Below are 23534 nucleotides of genomic sequence, written 5' to 3'. Positions count from 1 at the left end.
GTCTGATTCAGTCAAAATCAATTTCTCCGACTTCGTGAACATGGAGCAAAAACAACGAAGTGCTAAAAATTACCCAGTTCATACTCTATCAAGCCTATTCTATAATAGAAATTAGCCAAACTTAAGGAAGCGTAGATGCAATCTACGCTTAGGGGCATTCTAAATCACCAATAATCCAATTCAATCAAACCCTTTAATCCTGAATAATCCCTTGCACTCGAATACAAATAATCCTCGGGGTTTTCAACTATGGCAGCTCTAACAGGATTTTCATGAATGTACTTCATTCTACTTTCTATCATGCCAACATTATACATTTCAACAGCATGGTTTTCATGAGTCCAGAACTGAATATCATTATTTCTCTTATTATATTTCCCGTGATATTCAAAAATCATACGAAGCCACTCCTTCCTCCTTTCATCAGGGTTCTCTGAAATCATTTTTAACAATTTCTTACTTGTGAACTTTTTGAAATCCCTAACCCAATCTGACAACCTCCCATCTTTTTGCTGAACCAATAAATGAATATGATTGCTCATAATTACATAGCCAAACAGGTACAATCCTTTTGATTTTCTACAATACGCTAAATTTTCTAAAATAAAATCCCTATACCGCTTTCTGGTAAAAACATCTGCCCATCCTACGACTTGGAATGTCAAAAAATAAGGCATTTCCTGATCTCTAATTTGAAAAGCATTACCCATGATTAAATATAATTCTCTTGGATTGGAATTGCAAATTCCATTGATAAGAAAGCGTAGATGCAATCTACGCTTAGGCACTCAATCTTTGCTTAGGAGGCACCCCGTTTTTGTAAACAACTTAAAACAATCACTAACCGACTAAGTGTAGTTTGCAACTATACCTTTAATATCTTGATTTTATGAATTTTCGTACATCATTGCGGAATTGTAAATTCCAAGGATAGGGAAGCGTAGATGCAATCTACGCTTAGGGAACACCCCATTGTTGAGAAAACCTGAAATACAACCACTAGCCGGCTGGGTGTAGTTTGTAACTACAACTCAAATATCTTGACTAGGTGGACTCTCGTTGTTGAATGTGGGATTACAAATCCCTTGGAAATGAAAACGTAGATGCAAGCTGCGCTTAGGGAACATCTAAAAACAACTTCTAAACTCAAAAATTCATCAGTGTCCTAATTTCTCCCAAAACTTTCTTCTCTTGATGTACTTTTTCTTTGGACAGCTACAATCTGCAATGGTGAATTTTGTAGCTTTTTTAGTTCCTGACCGCAGAGTTTTCATAACTGTACTAAAATTATAATCATCTCCGTCCTCAGTAATAAATCCAGAATCTGAATTCATGAAATTTACTTTGTAAACAATATCCCCAGAAGAAATCTCTATGAGCTCATACTGTAGTATTGATTGATTTTCTCCCGGTTTATTAGGGATTGGATGGATTTCTCTTGGAAAGGGATATTTCATTGCATTAGGATCAATAGCGTCATACATAAAACCTTCCGAATCCCTCGCACTGATTACAGAAGGCTTAAGAATATACTTGATTCCCAACTTGAGTACTAATTGCTCTCTGTCTTCTTGACTTTCTATACCTTTGATATTATACTTGATAAATTCATAATCTAACTCATACCTATCAAATACATTAGAAAAACCTTCATTCTCAAAAACCGATTTCACTATACCCCATAGCTCATCATTTTGCATGGATGAAAGCAAAGGACTTGATACGTCATCAATAATAATACCATCATCATTCCCCAAACAGACTTTACAATATTGACTTACTGTAGTCTTTGTAGATTGGCAGGAGGTGAGATAAATCAACACAAACACTAGAGAAATAGTCATTCTATTCATAAGTTTCGGACATAACCTAAAGGATAACTTGATGTAACAATCTATTTAATACTATCTATTTTTAAGGTTTCATGAATCCCAAGATTTAGGCAAAAATAAAAAGGTTATACCCAATGTATGCATCAAAGTAAAAAAGAAAGCCAAACAATTAAGAAATCATTAGCAAACAACATTACTGATTTTCAATAATACTAAATTATGAAAACATAGCAAACACCACTGACTCTATAGATCGTTTTTAGGCAAAGATTCATTCACGATTTCCAAAAAGCCATAATGAATCAAGTTTATTGCCTAAATTTGAGGACATTTAAACAATACCCCACATGGCTTTTACCTATAAAAGAGTGATTACTTTCTTTTTGAGAGGCTTACTGTTTGTCGTACCTATTGGCTTGACGATTTATTTGATCATCTTGACATTGAACTTTCTAGATGGAATCATTCCAATTCCAGTCCCAGGATTGGGAATTGTTATTATGCTTACTTTTATCACTTTTGTAGGCTACTTGGCTAGTCTTTTCATTACCAAACCGCTGTTTGAAATGTGCGAGCGGTGGATATTCAAAATCCCTTTGGTAAATATCGTCTACACGAGTATCAAGGATTTGATGTCTGCTTTTGTTGGGGATAAGAAAAAGTTCAATACCCCTGTGGTCGTAAAGTTGTCAGAAGGCATGTCTAGGATGGGCTTCATTACACAGGATGATTTGAGTGTTTTGGGTGAAGATGAGCTTGTTGCAATCTATTTTCCACATAGTTATAATTTCTCAGGAAACTTATACTTAGTACCTAGACAGAATGTGCGGATTCTCCAAAATGTAAGTAGCTCTGACATCATGAAATTTATCGTTTCTGGTGGTGTTTCAAATTTGAACAAGACGCTTTAAGATGCGGATAAAAATCTCCTTTGACAGCCAAGCAAACTGCTTAAAAAAGTTGATTTTGAGAATAAGATATTAATTGATATTTGATATTAGTGGATACTGACTTTAAAGAAATTTTTTATTTTACAATAAGCTCCTTTTGATGTTAAACCAATTCATTACAAAAATCATTAATGAAGTCGGCTTCGAAGTAGGTATACAAAAAAATAAGCCCTAAGAGGGCTTATTTTTTTTTATGATGCATTCGTCATGCAAGCTTCAAAATCATTATTTTACAATTGAGCATCAAGCTTTTGAGCCAATACTGATTTTGCAGTAGTTCCAACTTGCTTGTCTACGATTTGACCATCTTTGAAGAACAATAGTGTAGGGATACTTCTGATACCGAATTGAGCTGCAACAGCTGGATTCGCATCTACATCTACCTTACCAACTACCGCTTTGCCTTCATAATCTCCCGCTAGCTCTTCGACTACTGGGCCGATCATTTTACAAGGTCCACACCATTCAGCCCAAAAATCCACTAGGATAGGCTGCTCTGATTTCATGATTTCTTCAAAATTTGAATCAGTAATTTCAATTGCTTTTGCCATTTTATATATCTGTTTATAAGTTTTCGATTTTCGAATATAATACTAAATTCAATTCAGCTCCAATAAGTTCAATTGAGAGATGTTTTTGATTTTAGCTTAATGATTGTAGATAATATATTGAGAAAATTTAATTTCAAAGACATATTTCCAACGATAGTTGTTTTTCAGAGAGCAAATTTTAGTCCTGTTATGAAATTTATCCCTATATGTCTAATATTATTATTTGCAAAATAAGAAGAATTCGTGATTGACGTGAAACTATGTTGATATGAAAGAGAAGTGAATAGTGAAGTTCGCATACTAATTTTATACCCCCCGCCCATCTCCGCCAATCCTGCAAAATCAAACTTTGAGACAGTATCAGTCACATCCAATGTTTTATTTTCGACAAACTCACCTTCCTCAAAGTATATTGGTACCGTGTGCTTAGCATCTAAAAGCAAAGATGGAACTATACCAATATTCGCAAAACCATAAAGAACAGTTCCTATATTAAATCCAACCTTTATGGGCACTGATACATAATCATACTCAAATATTGAGGTATAACTATCCCCTGTAAGATTCGCTTGGCTGTCGGTAAAAGGAGTTTCGATTGTAAAACCTCGTTGATTGTAAATCAAATCTGCCCCAAATGATAAATATTTATTTGATAAATATTCATATGTCAACCCAGCTGTCAGGCCTAATCTAGCATTAGAGTCACTAAAAATATTGGTTGACGCTATATTAGTTGAGCTAACACCTCCCTTTACCCCAATGTAGTGATTTTGCCCAGAAACCTTAAACGCCACTATGACAAAGATGAATAAGAATATGTTTTTCATAGTTTAGACGATCTATTGTGCTCAAGGTACATGCGCTATTTTAAGATAAGACTCAATCTACTTTTAGCGGATGTCAATCACACTACTCTTACATCTCACTTCAATCCAAAATCGATAAACTGATAGTCAATTCTCAAAATCTATACTTTTACTCATTTCATTTTTTCTCCCGTACCCTTTTTACTTTATCATCTTTTTATCAGATGATCTGATAGACTACTTCTGGCAGGGTTCCTAGTTCTTGGATCATTTCATTGGAAGGGTCTACTTTGAATCTTTTTGACATCAGGTCAAGGGTGATGTTCTCTTTGGTGTCAATTACATTGATATAGAGCTTTGCGTCGCCTTTATACTTATCGGTAATTTTCTCCAATTTCTCCATCAAATCCAAGGTCAAATCATCTAAGTCTATGTTAATCCTCAATCCTTTGACCATCCTTCCTCTGACCTCATTGAGTAAAGACATGCTATTGATCTTAAATTCAAACTCCCCCTCTTTCCATTTGTTTGGATGAACTGATCCATTGATATAAAGAAACCACCCTGTCATAAAGTACTCTTTGAACTTGATATAGTCTTCTCCAAAGATGAAGAATGTATGCCCTCCATGGTAATCTTCTATCGTAAGCGTCCCAAAAGGCTTACCAGTCTTTGTCGTCCTATGAGCAAAAGAAGTCACCATACCAGCGGCTTTGATATCACCTTTTGTTCTTAACAAATCCATGTTATTGAAATCAGTCATGGGGGTATTGGTAAATGATTCTATCTCTACCCTAAATTGATCCAACGGATGACCAGAGATATAGAGTCCCACCACTTCTTTTTCAATGTTCAATGCTTGAAGCTGACTAAATGGCTCTATATCAGCAACTGTAGGCAACGGCACTTCCATCCCTCCACTTCCACCAAACAAGCTTACTTGAGAGCTATCAGCTTCTTGTTGCACTTTTTGTGCATATTTCACAGCTTTTTCAAGCAAATTTATATCTCCATCTGCTGCTTCCAGATATTGCCTCCTGTGGTGTTGAGGGAAGCAATCAAAGCCTCCGGCCATGGCTAAAGATTCTAGCGTTTTCTTATTGAGTGCTTTTGCTCCTACTCGCTTACAAAATTCAAAGATATTTGGAAACTTGCCTTTTTTCTCTCGCTCTTCCACTATGGCATCTACTGCTGCCCCTCCCACTCCTTTGATAGCAACCATCCCAAAGCGAATCTGCCCCTCTTTGTTTACTGTAAAGCTGTTTTTAGATTCATTGACATCTGGTCCAAGTACTGGTATCCCCATACGCTTACACTCTTCCATGAAAAAGGTCACCTGAGTGATATCGTTCATGTTATTGCTCAATACAGAAGCCATGTACTCAGCTGGATAATGAGCCTTCAAGTAGGCAGTCTGGTAGGCAATCCAAGCATAACATGTAGAGTGGGATTTGTTGAAAGCATAAGAGGCAAATGCTTCCCAGTCTTTCCAAATCTTTTCTAATTTTTTTGCATCATGACCTTTGGATACCGCTTGCTCGACAAACTTCGGCTTCATTTTATCCAGGACATCCCGTTGCTTCTTACCCATGGCTTTTCTCAATACATCAGCCTCACCTTTGGTGAATCCTGCCAACTTTTGAGACAAGAGCATCACCTGCTCCTGATATACTGTAATCCCATAAGTTTCCTCCAGATACTCTTGCATGTCATCTAGATCGTAGGTGATCGGTTCAAGACCATGCTTTCTTTTGATAAAAGAAGGTATATATTCCAATGGACCTGGTCTATACAAGGCGTTCATAGCTATCAAATCCGCAAAAACCGTAGGTTTCAATTCCCGCATATACTTTTGCATACCGGGGGATTCGTACTGAAATATGCCGACTGTCTCCCCTCGCTGAAAAAGCTCATAAGTCTTCACATCATCGATTGGGAAATTATCGGGATCTAGCGTTATATCATGTCGCTCTTTTACAATTTTGACAGCATCTTTGATCAAAGTAAGTGTCTTCAATCCCAAAAAGTCCATCTTCAATAGTCCGGCACTTTCTACCACAGAGTTGTCAAACTGTGTGCAGACCATGTCTGAATCTTTGGCTAGCGCTACTGGAACAAAATTGGTAATATCATCAGGAGTAATGATCACACCACAGGCGTGAATCCCAGTATTCCGTACAGATCCTTCAAGTACTTTGGCTTGGTTGATTGTCTTGGAGGATTCATCATTTCCTCTAGAAATCCTAATCAATTCATCTGCTTTACCCAAGTCTTCCCCATTTCCTTTCAGCTTAGCAGAAAGTTTAGCCCTATCTTTTGAGAGTTCGAACAGTGCCTTCAATTTTATATCAGGTACCAACTTTGCCAACCTATCTGCATCCGAAAGTGGTAGATTGAGAACCCTAGCGGTATCCCTAATAGCTGACTTTGCAGCCATAGTACCGTAGGTAATGATTTGTGCTACTTGATTGGATCCATACTTGTTGATCACATAGTCTATCACACGCTGCCTCCCCTCATCATCAAAGTCAATATCAATATCGGGTAAGGAAACCCTATCAGGGTTCAAAAACCTCTCAAAAAGTAGGTCATATGCTATAGGATCCACATTGGTAATACCCGTACAATAAGCTACCGCTGAGCCAGCTGCCGATCCTCGCCCAGGCCCAACTGATACGCCCAAGTCTCTAGCTGCTGCAATAAAATCCTGTACGATCAGGAAGTATCCTGGGTATCCTGTCATTTCGATTGTCTTCAATTCAAAATCCAATCGATCCTTGATCTCATCTGTAATTACTGGGTATCTTTTCTTAGCTCCTTCATAAGTCAAATGCTTAAGGAAAGCGTTTTCACCTCTTTTTCCTCCATCTTGATCATCTTGAGGATCTCGAAATTCTTCCGGAATATCAAATTTGGGTAGCAAGACTTCCCTAGCCAGCTTATAACTTTCTATTTTCTCAACTATCTCATGCGTACAAGAAATCGCCTCAGGAAGATCTGCAAAAAGCTTCTTCATCTCCTCTGGAGACTTGATGTAAAACTCTTCATTTGGAAAACCATACCTATACTCTCTACCACGCTTTCCAATATACTTTTTAGGCTTCTCAACCAGCTCACCATCTTTTACACATAGCAAAATATCATGGGCTTTGGCATCATTTTTTGTATTATAATAAGTATTGTTTGCAGCGAAATACTTCACCCCATACTTTCTTGCAAATTGAAGCAAGACTTCATTCACTTTTTCTTCTTCGGGGATCCCATGCCTATTGAGCTCGACGTAGAAATCCTCTCCAAACTGTTCCTTCCACCACACGAAAGCCTCCTCTGCCTGTGTTTCCCCCACATTCAGAATCAAAAATGGGATCTCCCCCCAAAGCCCACCAGTAGTTGCTATGATGTCTGATTTATACTGTACGAGGATCTCTTTATCAATCCTTGGCACGTAATAAAACCCTTCAATATTGGCATAGGAAGCCAACTTTGCGAGGTTATGATATCCCGCTTTGTTTTTTGCGAGTAAAACCGTCTGATATCCATCATCTTTTTGAGATTTGTTTTTCCTATCTCTTGTCAGATAGAACTCACATCCTACGATAGGCTTTATTTCTTTGGCTAATGCTTCTCTTACAAAATGAAATGCTGCCATCATGTTGCCATGATCTGTCATGGCGATTGCAGGCATATTGAGCTCTTTGGCTCGAGCTACTAGCGCAGGTATTTCTGATGTCGCTTGTAGAATGGAGTATTGAGTATGCACATGGAGGTGAGCAAATGGTACATCAACCAAATCGGAAATATCTGCTCGACCAGCTGCCCTAAGTACATCTTTTGCTGCTTGCTTAGTTTCATCTTTTGCTGCAGCAAAGTTTGCTTCCTCAAGCTTGGGGGCTTCATATATCACATCCTGAATGCTAAGTCCTTCGGCAGGAGGTTGTACCCCAGCAGTGATCAGCCCAAAGAAACATTTGGCTGTAGCATCCACATCATAGGCCGCGTCGTGGGCATCATCAAATCCAAGACCAAAAAGCTTTTTGTGCAACTCAGTGAGTGTGGGCCATTTAAATTTACCACCTCTCCCACCGGGGATCGCACAAAAATCTGTCGAAATATCCTTGGTATCGAGTGGTTTCTTCTCTGGCAAGTGCATGGGAACTTCCTTTCGTAGAAATTCAGAACCCATCACATTGATATCAAATCCGATATTGTGACCAACCACGTAATCTGCTTTGGCTACATCCTTGTCAAAAATCGCTAAAATTTCTGCCAAATCATGTCCTTCTTTCAAAGCACGATCTGTAGAAATCCCGTGAACCTTCTCCGCATTGTAAGGGATAGTAAAGCCTTCAGGTTTGATGATATAGTTTTTATTAGAAATCAGCTTCCCCTTGGCATCATGAAGCTGCCAGGCAACCTGAACTAATCTTGGCCAGTTATCATCTGCTGCCATTGGCGCATCATAACTCCTTGGTAATCCAGTGGTCTCGGTATCAAAAATGATATACATACAAACGCTTTAATTTTGGGAAATCTAAGTTAACAAACATCTGCTCAAGTGGGCAAAGTATTGGAGAAATTTGTATGAGAAAGAAATAGGAAAAAATTAGAAAGTTTTAAGATTACAAGATTGAAAGATTAGAAATCTTTCAATCTTGTAATTTGAATAATAGAACTTGAAATCCTGAAAATAAGTGTATCATCTCTTTCCTTCCCAAGGAACGTAAACCACTTTTTTGGTATCAAAAAATTCGCCTTTAAAGTAATCCTCTAAATGGTAAGTGACATATCCAACATTTCTCTCTTCCATCTCTTCATCGACATCTCCACCTTTGAGCAAAAGAATTCCGTTTGGAAACTCATTAAAATCCTCCTTTTTGAATTTCCCTTTGACCCAAGGGAAAAAGTTGGTAAACCTTGTCACCGCACGACTAACTACAAAATCATACTTCCTGACCAAGCTTTCAGCCCTGGCTTGCTGGGCTTCCACATTTGAAAGTTTGAGTTGCTTTGCCACGTCTTTGACTACGGTGATTTTTTTACCTATTGAATCCACCAAATGAAAATGCGTATCGGGAAAAAGAATAGCAAGCGGGATACCAGGAAAACCTCCTCCTGTACCGATATCCAATACTTTGGTGCCTGGCTGAAACTGCATCACTTTGGCAATACCCAATGAATGAAGGACATGCCTTTCATAAAATTGATCCATGTCTTTTCTACTGATCACATTGATCTTTTCATTCCAGTCAATATAAAGGTCTTTAAGTTTTGCAAACTGCTCTTTTTGCTTTTCAGTCAGGTTGGGAAAGTGCTCAAGTATCAAGTCCATGTATAATCAAATCTAATGTTTCACAAAAATAGGGTGAATATTAGAATATCTCTCCCTAGAACCGACATGTTTTATAGAATATACTTGTCGAACATGAAACATAGAACATTTCTTATTCATTTTTTCAAAAGTGAAAAATATGGATATACGGAACTTTGCCAATAACCTTACAAAATTCCGATTTATCTAACTTCCGATATAAATTGATATTGGATACTTATGGATATTGACCATTAACAACCTGTTGAGCCAATGAATTGACGTTACTGGTAAAAAAGCGTATAATCAGATTAAAAATAAATAACAATGCTATTAGCTCCAACAAGCTGCTCTCCAATCTAAATCGGATCACTATTTGAATAATACAATGTTGAATTAAAGCTGTAAATTCCTTGAAGGGTTACATCCCATTTTATAAATAAATCCAATCATCAACCATTTCGAATGATCAATCCAGATTGATCTCAGTCAATTCATAATTGGCGTTTCTTCCTTTATCACTCGTTTGCTGCAAAATTTTCTTATCTACTAAATCTTTGATATCCCTCAAGGCAGTATCTGTGGATACCTTATTTATTTTTGCCCATTTTGAAGTCTTTAATTTTCCTTCAAAACCATCAAATAGCTTGTTAAGCACTAGTCGTTGACGCTCATTGACAGGAGTGTTTTCATGCAACTTCCAAAAAGCTGCCTTCTTCATGATATTAGTAGTTGTTTCTTCAGTGGCGTGTATTGCGTTTTTCAGACAATGCAAAAACCAATCTAACCACTCTGTAATGTCACTTGAACTATGCTGAACTTTTTGCAAAACCTCATAATACCGATTTCTCTCTTTCAATATCTGATTTGACATACTATAAAATCGTTCAGCACTTCCTTCTGCTCTCGCTAATAATAAATCTGATATAGCTCTTGCAATTCTACCATTTCCATCGTCAAAAGGATGAATAATGATAAACCATAAGTGTGCTATTGAAGCCTTTAGCACTGGGTCAAGCATATGATTATTATTAATCCAATCTAGTAGCTTGTCCATTTCAGTTTTCACAAGACTGGCCTTTACTGCTTCAAAGTGCACCTTCTCCTTACCCTTCGCTCCTGACACTATCTGCATCTCTCCTGTCCTGTACTGACCTACTTCTATTTGGTAAGGCCCACTGAAACCTGTAGGAAAAAGAGCTGCATGCCAACCAAATAACCGACTCTCTGTCAATGGTGAGTCATATCGTTGTGTTGCATCAAGCATCATCTCCACAACTCCTTCGATATGCCTGTTACTTGGCACAAGTCCAGCAGTATTAATCCCTAACCGTCTTGCTACTGAAGAACGCACTTGCTCATAGTTGAGTATTTCTCCTTCTATTTCTGAAGATTTTACTACGTCTAAGGTCAAGTTAGCTAGATTAGTCTCTTCTTTTGTCGAAAAGCCAATCGAATTCATCTTTCCGATGATTTTCCCTTGTAATAAACGGGCCTCTCCAAAGACTTGATTTATAGCCTTATCATCCCATGAGAAGTTTGTCCAGTCTTTATATTCATAAATGTATTTTACCATTTTTTCATATTAGGTGCGGTGAATATACAAATTAATCACCGCAAATTTGCGGTGATTAAAAGATATTTTCACCGCAAAAAAGCCTTCTATGTTTTGCTGAATATAATAATCACCCTAAAATCGAAACCTTACAACAACAAAAATCTATTCAAAAATAGCCACTGCGCGAACTGGGGAACCCGTGCCTCCTCTAATCTTTAAAGGCAAAGCTATAAAACGGAAACGACCTCTCTGTATGAGTTTGTGAAGATTGATCATGTTTTCGTAATGGGTAAACCCTAGCTCTCCACATATTTGATCCCCATGTGACTTAGCGCGTCAACATGAGTACCTGTATGTTCGCCAAATTCAAGCTTCTTCACGCTTGGCGTAGAAGTCTTTGGATTCGGTATTCCTTCCCATTGCTCATGCGTTGCGTATACACTGATATGAACCTTTGGTAGCCCGTTGAAAACAGGCATTCCAGAATATATCTCTTGACTTAGGTCTATAATTTCACCCATCAAATACACTTAATAAGGTCTTTGAAAAATTGAAGATTCAACTATCAAATTGATTAATTTATTTCACCGCTATTTTTTCTTTTCTACTTTGTACTTTCTGCACCAAGTATTCCCCTAACTTTTTGCCTTTGGTAGAGCCATGAACTATGGCTGGCATATAATGTATTCCTCCATATAGCCGACTGATAGCTGCCTCATCTGCCGCCAACCGGAATGATTCAAACTCCCTGATAGGCAATCCAAATGCAACTTCTGTAGAATCTACAAAATGGAAACCATCTCCAAGTAGCCATGTCAAGGTCTCTGCTGCCGCATTGCTCACCACACTATGTCCCGAGGTGTATTCAGGAAATGGAGGTGTCTGTAATACTGGCAACCACTCTTCATCTATGTACTTGTTGATATAGGTCTCTGGCCGGATCAAAACAGACCTGTACTTTTCGTCCCAACATGCAATGAATCCATCAAATAAAGCAATACTTGTCATCGCCAAAGTTTCTGCGGCTGCACGCCAGTCTTGTTTTGCAGTCTTTGAAGCGATAGCGGCAATTCCCATCCAGTGACCTCCTGGTGTGATCTTTTTCTCGGCGAACATCACGTGACCTTTTACATTCACTTTGTAAGGATTGCAATCCCAGAAGTAGGCAATATCACTTTGCTCTTTGGTAAGGTTTCTTACCGTAGAAAAAACTTCCTCCGCTTCTCTATAGAAGTCAGAACCTACCTCTGTGCTAAAGGTAGTCGGTGGCAAAGACTTAAACTGATCTGGTCGTTCCATTACAAATGGCCTGATTTTGTTCCAGTGTGGCTCGAGACCCTCCATGTACATGGGAGGAGTAGGTTGCCAAGCATTGGGATTATCCGTCAAGCTGTATTTTTCAAAAGACCTGCTTTGGGCATAATTATCCGTTTTAGAATAGGCAATTACATGATCCGCCACCTGCTCACCTAAAATGAGTGAAGCTTCAAACACACGATCAGGTAGTCCATTAATTTTGAGAGACTTATAAAACGATTCTTTATGCTCATTCATGAGTTCTTCTGAAAAAATGAGCAATGTTCCAACTTTGTAATAAGCCGCAAGTGCAGCGAGAGGAAAATATACATCTTCAGGTATATCAAAGTCTGCCTTTTCAAAACCATTCAACTGTCCCATCAAAGACTGGTAATCATCACCTGCCAAGACCGCTACTTCATAAGCTGCAATAGACGGATAGGCATAAATCCGACTAGCTACAGGAGGGGAAAAAATATCATGAATAATGATCTCCGTAAGCTGATCTTGTGCAGCAAATTGATAGCTACCGTCTTGTATAAGGTTAGAATAGTCTTTTTCTTGACAGGAGTAGAAGACTATCACCAAGGCAAGCAAAGCGGTTATATTTCGGAATTGTAACATGTATTTGAAAATCAATAATAAGTAAATTTAAACATTCCTTTACCTTTTGGCAAATCGATCTTTTAGCTTTTCTAAGCTAATGATAACAGGTGAATCATTGTTCCTTAGACCAATCAAATGTGGGCTTTGATTGATATTCACTTGTGCCAATACCCTAAATTGTCCTGAAATCTCAGGAATAAGCTGACTTTGTATCCATTTCCCTTCCTTATTCATTTGAAAAAAAGCCATAGACAAGGCACTTGATTTACCTAGGTCATTTCTGTAATTATCAAACCCACCCACTACTACCAAATTCAGATATTCTGCTTCTTTCCAACTGTACACTGATTGTACTGGCCCAAATTGGCCTTCCAAAGGTAACGAAACAAACTCACCATCTGCAACGAAGTATAATCCAGACGCCATATTGGTCACTTGAAACTTCCGAGCTGCTCCTATCTTATCTTTGCCAAACACATCCTCTGGCTTCTGAATTTTTGAATATTCTAGATAACTTGCATGCTTTTTTTTCACGGCTGGAACCTGTTTGATCAAATCATCTCTTGACCCAAAAGGAACAAGTAAATCTTTCATGTAGTGAAAAACCAATGGATCCTCTTGACCATTTTCATCAAAATCATGGTGATATAACCACAATGGCTTTTCTTTACTTGCCTTCCATTTTGAATTCAATCCCATATTGCCTAGAAAAATAACTGGCTGATTTTTCCAATCCCCCAATTCATCCGCTACCAAATACATTCCAGTTGGTATATTATGCTGGGCTATTTGGAATGTCAAGTCCTCGGACTGTTTCCAAATCTGCACATCAGACCACTCACCTGCCAAAATTAGGCACTTTTGATCATCAGCACCCAACTCTTGCCAATGTGCAGATTGAATCATTCCAAAATCAGGATTGTCACCGAAAAACTTTTCTGTTTGATCTGTAAAATTCCCATTGCCGTCATTGATCAGCAAATAGCTCTTAGGCTTTGCTCCATAATTCCCTGTTAGGACAGCGCTTGCTACAAAAATGTCAGGCGCTCCATCATTATTCACATCATGTATGGCTATAGAAGAGGTGTTTTCGCCAATTGGGGGTAGAGAATTTGGAGAAAAACTAAAATTCCCATTCCCATCATTGAAAAACACCCGATCAGTATTGTACAAATGCCCTTGTGGGTGCTCATATCCTCCACTTCCTACATATAGGTCCAAAAATCCATTGCCATTTAGGTCTATCAATTGGGCAACTAAATCTTCTCCTGGTGTCATTTGATCAAAAGTAGGATTGTTTTTTTCAACAAAATCCCCAGATTTGGTTTGAAGAAACAACTTACTAGCTTGTCCTTTGGCTCCTCCAAGGTAGATATCCTCAAGGCCGTCTCCGTTGACATCGCCTACAGCCAGGGCAGGGCCTTCTGTAGAGTACTTTCTGGGCAGAAGATATTCCCTACGCATATCATCAAACTCCGTATTCTCCTCATGAATCCATGGAAAAGTTGAAAATAAATCCTCTGTTTTTTTTGACTCATTCTCTTTAAGGGGACTTAAGGGTCGTCCTTTTCCCTTTTGGAGTATTAGACTTTGATTAATTGCTATATCATCAAATCGCTCTACCTCATCGTAATTCCAATGGATTTGAACTTGTTTGATCACATTTGATTTACCAAGTCCAAAATGGGCAGTGTAAGTACTCGATGATTGAAATCCTCTTGAAGGGCTTATCAACTGGTATTGCTCTCCTTGATTTGTTTCCACCATTACTTTCGCTCCAATACCAAAGACATTAAAACCATCCTGCTGCAAGGCAATCGCTATGTAATTGGCGCTATCGATCTTTGCTGTATTGTTTCTATAGATAAATGCCTCTTGATCAATGTTGTTGATCACCAAGTCTAAATCTCCGTCATTGTCCAAGTCCCCATAGGCTGAGCCCGAGGAATAAGAGAGTTGATCTAAACCCCAAGATTCAGCCATTTGAACAAATTCCAGTCCACCAGTTTGTCGGAAAGTATAATTGGCCAGCTTCATACTGGGTAGCATTTTGATGAGCTTTTCATACAACTCACGCTCAGTGAGAGAAGCATCTGCTGCCTGACTATATTGCACAAAATCCAAATCATTTGGTCTCTTTACGATTCCATTGGTAACATGGATATCTTTCAACCCATCATTATCCATATCAAAAATCAAGGGAGACCAGCTCCAATCTGTGGCAAAAGTTTGAGTAAGCAAACCAACTTCAGCAAACCTTTTCCCCTTTACGTTCAATTGAAGGTGATTTCTCACATATTGATCCCCATAGCCAAATTTCTTTTTCACCTCATATACTTCTTGCTTATCCTCTCCTATTGATTTCATCCAAATCTCTGGATTTTCAGGAAGCATATCAGTTGTAAAGATCTCTGGAAAACCATCATTATTTAGGTCATTTAGATCGTTGCCCATGCTGTATCTGCTTGTATGGCTTATCATTTCTTTCAAAGATTCCTTGAAAGTTCCATCTCCTTGATTCAAATACAAGTAGTCATCTTCCGTAAAATCATTGGACACATAGATATCTAGCCAGCCATTGCCATTGACGTCTCCTATACCCACGCCTAAACCAAAACCTAGGCTACTTGAAAGAATCCCTGCCTCTTCGGTCACATCTAGCATCTTTTCAGAGCCTTGGGCTACTTGACTTTGGAAAAGTTTGTCCCCACCTCTTAAGTCTCGATCACCAAACTTGGTGTCTGCATGAGAAAATACTTCAGGTTTCTTTATAGAATGATTGAGTAAGTATAAATCCAGGTCTCCATCTTGGTCATAGTCAAAAAAAACGGCGTGGGTAGAAAAGCCTTCAAAATCCAAACCATATACCGCCGCTTCTTCTTTGAAGGTCAAATCACCTTGATTGATATATAATTTATTTTTACCCCTAATACCTTTGTATCCTCCTACTTGACATACATAGATATCCAAAAGCCCATCCCCATTGACATCTGCCATGGTCACCCCTGTAGACCATCCACCACCTCCATCAACATTTGCTTGACTGGTGATATCTTCAAATTGAAAATCTCCTTTGTTGAGATAAAGCTTGTTTTCTCCCTGATTCGAAGTGAAATAAATATCTAATAAGCCGTCATTATTGACATCTCCCAAAGCAACTCCGCCGCCATTGTAGAAGTACAGGTACTCTAGGATATTCATCTGCTCATCCGAAACCAATTCATTGCTAAAAGTGACACCTGTATGAGAAGAGGGAAGCAAAGTAAATCTTTTATTTTCAATTGGTTTTTCACAAGACAATAAGAATAAGCCTATCACAAGGATAAAAGAATGGCAATAATTATGTCGTAAGCTTTTACTTTTCATCAAAACTTCCACCATTCAGCTTTATCATTATTTTTCACTACCAACAGTTTTCTGCTTTCACCCTCACCAAACACATAAAAGTCCCTTACTTGACCATGAATCTGAAGTCCATGGCTATGGTTTTCAGCATATCTAAATGTACCGTCACCTAGACCAAACAACACTTCACCATAGCTAGCATCATATTGACCAGCTTCTGGCTTTGCACCATAGAGATTACCTCCTAGGATCAAGTCCAAGTTACCATCTTCATCTATATCCAAGATCTCAATGGCAAAAACCCAAGATCGTTGGGCCATTCTTGGAAGAGGATTTATGTCAAATTCCCCATTTCCCCTATTGATCATCACAGCTGAAGGCGCATAATTAAACTCCTGAACTACAGCATTAGATAAAGCCTTGCTGTCAAATATATCTTCAAGTGATTCTTTGTTGTAGTTACTATACTTCAGGTACTTCTTTTTGATACTTGGGATTTGTTTCTCTAGTTCATGCTTCAGCGTAAAAGGAACATGCTTCCCTTCTTGTAGCTGGGTGAAGATTTGCTCCACGGTCCCATTTTGATCAAAATCGTTTACAAACATTTTGATTGGAGATTCTAAGCTTGGCCTAAACCTTGAGTTCAACCCATGATTTCCAAGTACAAAATCAGGCATTCCGTCATTGTTAAAGTCACCCACAGCAATTTTTCTAAACCAACCTTTGTATCCGTCAAACATAGAAGATTCATGCTTTTCAAACTTCCCCCCTACGTCCTTCAAAATAGTAGGAGCCATCCACTCCCCTACCAAAATCAACTCCTCTTTCCCATCTTGGTCAACATCAACAACAGCCGCATCAGTCACAAGCCCAATCTCTTTCAATACTGGAGCATATTGACTTGTCTGATCTATGAATTTTCCATTCCCATCATTGACCAAGATGTAAGAACTTGGATTGACTCCATAGACAAAGGGCACTAATCGACCACCTACAAACAAATCCATTGCACCATCACCATTGATATCTATTGGCTTCACTACAGAAGAACTATGCCTCATGGATTCCAACCCACTTGTTTTGGATTTGACAAATTTTCCCTTACCATCATTGATATACAATCGATCTGCCAAATCCATGGAGCTGAAGGATGCTTCGTTGCTACCAGATGCTACATAGAGGTCTAAGTATCCATTGCCATTGGCATCAAAGAAAATGGCATCTGTATCTTCTGCATTTCTATCTTCTTCAAATGCTTCCGTATCTAACTTTCTGAACTTTCCTTGAGCATTTTGAATAAAAAGCTGTCCTTCGAAGCCTTTGGCACCTCCGATAAAAACATCTTCAAGACCATCTCCATTGAAGTCGCCTACTGCAAAGGCAGGTCCTTCTGTAGAATGCATGTGATACGTGAGCCTATCTCTATCAAAATCAACAAATTGATTTTCGGTATGTTCAAAATCTAACCATTGATCAGCTTGCAGCTTTTCAAAGATGTGAGCACTCGAATTTGTGAAAAAATCAAAATCAGTGAGCATCTTTGCTTCTTCCCATTTCAAATCGAGAAGTTGATCAGCTGAAATATCTTCCAATAGGGTGACTTTCCCATCAGGCCAACGAACCTGAACTTGATCCAGTTTATTTATTTTCCCAAATCCAAAGGTCAATTTTGGATCTACAGAAGATTGAAAGCCTCTATTGGGCATCATTTCTTGATAAAAGACCTGATTTCCAGAAGTTAACCTTACTTGCGCGCCTATGGCATGGGTGTTTGAACCTTTGCCATTGAGTTGAATCTGTAAGTAGTGATGATCTGGGTAAAAAGAACTGCTCTTGTTTTTATAAATTAGTGCTGGAGCATTTACATTGTTGATTACCAAATCCAAAGTCCCATCATTATCAAGATCGCCATAGGCCGAACCGTTGGAGTGAATCGGATCACCCATTCCCCATTCATGAATCACATTGGTGAAATTCAAATCCCCATGATTCTTGAATGCATAGTTAGATACTGGAGTCACAGGAATCGGGTCTACTAGAGCTTTGTAATTGACACCCTGTTGGGATATGATCTTGCGCTTGGTATCTTCATTATCAATGAAATTCAAATAATCTAAGTCTGTGATGTCTTGATAGATTCCATTGGCCACAAATACATCTTTGTTGCCGTCATTGTCCATATCAAAAAACAATGCCGCCCAACTCCAATCAGTTGCTTCCATGTTGGTCATTCTGCCCAATTCAGAAAATGTCCCATCCCCGTTGTTGACATGAAGCATATTCCTATTGAATTGATTATAATATCCATGTTTGATATTAAACTGGAACTTATCCCAACCCTCGAAAGTAGTCACTTGCTTTAGCCGCTGCATGGACTCTGGAAGCATATCAGTCACAAAAATGTCCAATCTACCATTATTGTTTACATCTGCAATATCCGCTCCCATTGAGGCTGCAGAAATGGATTTCATATAGTATTCTAAACTCTCCGTAAATGTTCCATCTTGATTATTTATGTACAAATAATCCTTTTCAAAAAAATCGTTTGAAATAAAAATATCCATCCAACCATCTTGATTTATATCTCCAATGGTGATCCCAAGGCCAAAACCAATCAAACTTCCATAGATCCCAGCCTCTTCTGAGACATCCACAAATTTACCATTGTCATTTCTGAAAAGTTTATCTCCGCCTACTTTGTCTCTTCTAGGTCTTTCATTTTGCATTTTGTTGAAGCTTCCTATCGCAGTATAGCTGTTGTTGAGCAAATACATGTCAAGATCACCGTCATTATCAAAGTCAAAAAACACTGCATGGGTAGAATACCCTTGGTCAGCTAGACCGTAGACCTCAGCCATTTCTGAAAAAGTACCATCTCCATTATTGATAAAAAGTTCATTTTGCTTGTTATCCCCCTTCAGATCTCCAGAATTGCATACATAAATATCAAGCAAGCCATCTCCATTGACATCCGCCATGGCCACTCCAGTACTCCAAGCACGTGTACCTGCTACACCTGCCTCTTGTGTCACATCTTTGAACACAAAATCGCCTTCATTCAAGTATAATTTGTTCTCTCCTTGGTTGGAGGTAAAATAAATGTCCAAAAGGCCATCACCGTTCACGTCTCCAAGCGCCACTCCCCCACCATTATAAAAATTCCTGTAGGTAAAAATATTGAAGGCCTCATCAAATGCCAGGTCATTTCTAAAATCCACCATTGAATGAGAAGCAGGTATAGACTCAAATAGTGTGTCTTGCTGCTTGGATGCCTTTTGACAGGCAAAAAACATACTCGTATATAGACTTATTACAGTCAGTTTCTCTAACCACTTGATCATGAAGCAATGTCTTTAATGTCTTTGACCCTCATATCCAAAATATCTACACTTACGGCACTTAGGCTTTTGATATGCACCCTCACAAGTCTATTACCATCTATCTTCACCATCGCAGAAGCTCCTTTTGCATCCTCCACTTTGAAAAAGCCTTCCCCATACAACTGCTCAAAATAGGCTACCACATCATCTCTTAAGTTTTCAGAACTATATTCAGGATTTGTAGGAAACCAGTCCCTATACTGAAATTCTACAGGCATAAAAAATATTCTTCCTTCTTCAAATTTTGGGTAAAAAAACATACTCGCCATCTTTCCAGAGGGGAGTTCTAGTTTATATTGTATTTTTAAAACATGTGGGCCTTGCATTAGGACACCTTCTTTATTCATTTCCCAACATGCTCCAAAAAACTCTTTTCTCTCCATTCCAAAGGTAAGTCCGAGAAAAATATCATTAAATATTTGTCCAGAAGCTAACTCTTTTTGCTTGACTTTTTCATACTGTGTTTTTCGTTCACACGATGTGAAAATTGAAATCCCCAGAAGAAAAATCACTATTACATAATTTCCTAATTTCATCATTTTATTTTCAACTTTTCAAAGGTAAGTATCTCCTGATTGTTTCTAACAAATAGATATTTTTTCCCTGTTTTTGATTCGATTGAATGAATGCTTCTCACTTCTCCTGCTACATAGATCCCTGATTTGTTGGCCTTTTCCAGAGCTAGACTATCTCCCGATTGTTTCAATAGCCAACCATAGCTTCCCATGTTCATACCCAACTCAGGCTTCACTTTTGACTGGTTTCCTGCCAAAATAATCTCCCAATTTTGAGACTCATTTTTTTCTGCTTTTATCGCATGTACTGGGCTATATTGAACCTCCATAGGAAGCTCCTTTTTCTCAAAAGATTTACCATTTTTATTTAAAAACATTTGAGTGGCTAAAGTATGAACTTCAAGAATAAGGCTTCTTTCTAATATATCTTTAGCAAATAAATCATTCATGGTTTTGTCTTTATAATCTTCATAATTTAGCAATTTTTTCCTAAGACTAGGGAGTTGCTTTATAAGTGGATTTTTGAGCACCAAAGGATAGGCATTCACTCCCTCATATTGTGTTAGTATCTGCTCTACACTTCCGTTTTGATCAAAATCATTCACGTACAATCTCATGGGACTTGATTTGCTAGCCAACAGGCGGGTATTCAATCCTTCATTTCCCACTATAAAATCTGGAAATCCATCATTATCGAAATCTAGGACTGAAATGGTGTTCCATAAACCATTTGTATTTTCCAAACCAAAGCTTTCCGATACATCAACATACTTGCCTGATGCGTTTTTAAAAACCTTGATAGGCATCCATTCACCGACAATTATTATCTCCAAGTCACCATCTCCATCCAAGTCAACAACCGCAGCATCTCTAGTCATACCAAGTTTTAGCAAGCCAGCCGCCTTTTCACTGGTAACATCTTGGAACTTTCCTTTACCGTCATTTTCTAATAACCTTACATCCAATGGGACCCCATAAGCATAAGGTAAAGAGCGCCCACCAACGATCAAATCTAAATGCCCATCTTCATTATAATCAAATGCCTTGACAAAAGAAGTGCTTTCGTTTCTTTTTGGTAAATGATTGGAAGCTTTTAGAAATTTACCTTTTTGATCATTCAAATATAAGCGGTCTTGATAATAATCGCTGTTAAGATTATACTCTATACTCCCTGATGCTAAGTAAAGGTCTAAAAAACCATCTCCATTGGCATCAAACAACAATGCTTCCACATCTTCTGCTTGTGCATCTTCTATAAACTCCTGAACCAACTCAAACTCCCCATTTTTTCTTTGAATCCAAACTGTTGTGGCTTGTCCTTTAGCTCCAGGCAACACAAGATCATCTAATCCATCCGCATTCAAATCACCAACAGCGATTCGAGGACCCTCATTGCTGATCATGTGAAATCTCAATCGTTCCTTATCAAAATCCACAAATTCGCTTTCCTTATGTCTCCACGGAATCTGCTGTGGCGACAGTTGGAATAACGCTTGATTTTCATGTCTAGCCTGAACAATACCACCCACAATTACCCCATCTCCTGGTCTCAATTTTACCAATTGATTTACTTCAATATTTTGAAAAATCTCCTTATTTCCATGTGGCCAATCTATAACCAAAGAGTCAATTTGAGGATATTTCCCAAAGCCAAACTGCATGCGGTGATCGACGGAAGACATATACCCCTTTACTGGAAAATGCTCGCCATAGTATGATTTTTCGCCAGCAAAAATAGTTACTTTAGTCCCAAAGTAACTTCCAAGGTCGAGTTGTAGAAAGTTATTTTCAAAAACTTTGTCTGAGTTATTTCTAAAAATAGACACCTCCCCATTAAGATTATTGATCACCAAATCTAAATCTCCATCATTATCAAGGTCAGCATAGGCAGCCCCTGTAGAAAAAGTAAGCTGATCCATACCCATACGATCCGCAATATTTTCAAAGTGAAAACCACCTTTATTTTTGAACAAAAAATTTCTTTGTGGGACTGAGGGGAATTGATCTATCATCTTGGTGAGTAGTACAGAATCCTTTTTATATTGAGATATAAGGTTTTGATTATTGACATAGAAGTCAACATAATCAAAATCTGTGAGATCCTTTACAATGCCATTTGCCACAAAAATATCCCTCAATCCATCATTATCTACATCAAAAATCAAAGCTCCCCAACTCCAATCAGTGGCATGCACTCCAGCAAGCCTTGCTACCTCGGCAAAATGAACCTCTTGAGTGTAAGGCTTGAATCCTAAATTTCTTTGAAGGGTATTTCTTGTAAATTGGTGAAAATATCCTGCTTTTACATTTGCCTGATATTTATCCCACTCCTCAAAAGGTGTTTTTGTTTTGACCCTTTGCAAATCAGACGGCAACATTTCAGTTACAAATATATCAGGCCAACCATCATTATCCAGATCTGCAATATCCGCACCCATGGATCCCATACTGATCTCGGTCATCATATCTTCGAGGCGCTCATCAAAAGTGCCATCACCATTATTGATATAAAGATAATCTTTCTCAAAAAAATCATTGGATACGTACAAGTCAGGCCAACCATCTTTGTTGATATCTGCTACAGTGACACCCAAGCCATATCCAATTGCACTTCCATATATTCCAGCCTCTTCACTTACATCTTTGAATATCTGACCGTCATTTCTGTATAGCTTATTACCTCCAAATGGATCACGAACTTCTCTTTGCCCTTCCCTAAGATCATTGATACCAACCGATCTTGGAGAATTGCTCAATAAATACATATCCAAGTCTCCATCTCCATCATAATCAAAAAAAACTGCATGCTGAGAAAGCCCTACATCCGCAAGACCATATGCTCCAGCCATTTCAGTAAAAGTTAAATCACCATTATTGATAAAGAGTTCATTGTGTCTTTTTCCTTCAATGCTCCTATCACTTTCTAAGGGACCAGATTTACAAATAAATATATCAATAAAACCATCCCCATTAACATCCGCCATACTTACTCCTGTAGACCAGATGCCATTTCCTGCCAATCCAGCTTGCACTGTAATATCTTCAAATTGGAAGTCTCCCTTGTTAAGGTAAAGTTTATTTTCAACTTGATTACCCGTAAGTAAAATATCTACCAATCCATCATTATTGATATCACCTATAGCTACACCACCACCATTGTAAAAATTCCTAAATGTATAAGGGTTTAACTTCTCTGTATACTCTAAATGATTGATGAAACTTATGCCAGTATGTGATTTATCCATCAAGTCAAAAAGTTTTGTATCCTTTGATGACGAATCACAAGACACAGACCATAAAGTCAAGAAAATCAATTGAATCAGATACTTATTAGTTTTGGTCAACATGATAAGGAAATCACTTAATAACACTTGGCATAAATTAAAA

Annotated in this window: 14 protein-coding genes; 1 reads left to right on the top strand and 13 read right to left on the bottom strand. The window is 38.2% G+C overall.

Annotated elements, in window-relative coordinates; genetic code table 11:
* Positions 1-164 precede the first annotated feature (164 nt).
* Positions 165-710, bottom strand: a complete 546-nt coding sequence (locus MM214_RS17915; RefSeq protein ID WP_241297550.1) for an REP-associated tyrosine transposase — start codon at positions 708-710, stop codon at positions 165-167.
* Positions 711-1157: 447 nt separating this feature from the next.
* On the bottom strand, positions 1158-1844 hold the full coding sequence (locus tag MM214_RS17910; protein WP_241297549.1) for a hypothetical protein: 687 nt from the start codon (positions 1842-1844) through the stop codon (positions 1158-1160).
* Between the two features lie 335 nt (positions 1845-2179).
* Here MM214_RS17910 and MM214_RS17905 point away from each other — a divergent pair, with 335 nt between their 5' ends.
* Complete coding sequence (locus tag MM214_RS17905) at positions 2180-2743, top strand: DUF502 domain-containing protein (RefSeq protein ID WP_241297548.1); 564 nt, start codon at positions 2180-2182, stop codon at positions 2741-2743.
* A 269-nt stretch (positions 2744-3012) separates the two neighbouring features.
* On the opposite strand, the gene trxA is transcribed toward MM214_RS17905, so the two are convergent.
* From trxA to MM214_RS17850, 11 genes are all read right to left on the bottom strand, one after another.
* A complete protein-coding gene (trxA, locus tag MM214_RS17900) occupies positions 3013-3333 on the bottom strand; it encodes a thioredoxin (protein ID WP_241297547.1) in 321 nt (106 codons plus the stop codon).
* Positions 3334-3497: 164 nt separating this feature from the next.
* The gene (locus MM214_RS17895; RefSeq protein WP_241297546.1) at positions 3498-4160 is read right to left on the bottom strand and encodes a porin family protein; all 663 of its coding nucleotides are present in this window, start codon (positions 4158-4160) and stop codon (positions 3498-3500) included.
* A 199-nt stretch (positions 4161-4359) separates the two neighbouring features.
* A complete protein-coding gene (dnaE, locus tag MM214_RS17890) occupies positions 4360-8646 on the bottom strand; it encodes a DNA polymerase III subunit alpha (protein WP_241297545.1) in 4287 nt (1428 codons plus the stop codon).
* 189 nt (positions 8647-8835) lie between these two features.
* A complete protein-coding gene (gene rsmG / locus MM214_RS17885) occupies positions 8836-9468 on the bottom strand; it encodes a 16S rRNA (guanine(527)-N(7))-methyltransferase RsmG (RefSeq protein WP_241297544.1) in 633 nt (210 codons plus the stop codon).
* A gap of 448 nt (positions 9469-9916) precedes the next feature.
* Entirely contained in the window at positions 9917-11023 is a 1107-nt protein-coding gene (locus MM214_RS17880) for a Fic family protein (RefSeq protein WP_241297543.1), read from the bottom strand.
* Between the two features lie 278 nt (positions 11024-11301).
* The gene (locus MM214_RS17875; RefSeq protein WP_241297542.1) at positions 11302-11526 is read right to left on the bottom strand and encodes a cyclase family protein; all 225 of its coding nucleotides are present in this window, start codon (positions 11524-11526) and stop codon (positions 11302-11304) included.
* A gap of 58 nt (positions 11527-11584) precedes the next feature.
* Positions 11585-12925, bottom strand: coding sequence for a vanadium-dependent haloperoxidase (locus MM214_RS17870; protein ID WP_241297541.1), 1341 nt, complete (start codon positions 12923-12925; stop codon positions 11585-11587).
* 39 nt (positions 12926-12964) lie between these two features.
* Positions 12965-16273 (bottom strand): VCBS repeat-containing protein, encoded by a 3309-nt coding sequence (locus tag MM214_RS17865; protein ID WP_241297540.1) that lies wholly within the window; start codon positions 16271-16273, stop codon positions 12965-12967.
* On the bottom strand, positions 16273-19593 hold the full coding sequence (locus MM214_RS17860; RefSeq protein WP_241297539.1) for a VCBS repeat-containing protein: 3321 nt from the start codon (positions 19591-19593) through the stop codon (positions 16273-16275). The genes MM214_RS17865 and MM214_RS17860 overlap by 1 nt, the downstream gene beginning before the upstream one ends.
* The gene (locus MM214_RS17855) at positions 19590-20171 is read right to left on the bottom strand and encodes a hypothetical protein (RefSeq protein ID WP_241297538.1); all 582 of its coding nucleotides are present in this window, start codon (positions 20169-20171) and stop codon (positions 19590-19592) included. The genes MM214_RS17860 and MM214_RS17855 overlap by 4 nt, the downstream gene beginning before the upstream one ends.
* The gene (locus MM214_RS17850) at positions 20168-23392 is read right to left on the bottom strand and encodes a VCBS repeat-containing protein (protein ID WP_241297537.1); all 3225 of its coding nucleotides are present in this window, start codon (positions 23390-23392) and stop codon (positions 20168-20170) included. The genes MM214_RS17855 and MM214_RS17850 overlap by 4 nt, the downstream gene beginning before the upstream one ends.
* Positions 23393-23534 lie beyond the last annotated feature (142 nt).

It is taken from the genome of Belliella kenyensis (assembly GCF_022549675.1).
In the GTDB taxonomy this organism is placed as follows: Bacteria; Bacteroidota; Bacteroidia; order Cytophagales; family Cyclobacteriaceae; genus Belliella; species Belliella kenyensis.
Note: the sequence above shows the minus strand (reverse complement) of the source record. Positions and strands in the feature narration are given on the sequence as shown.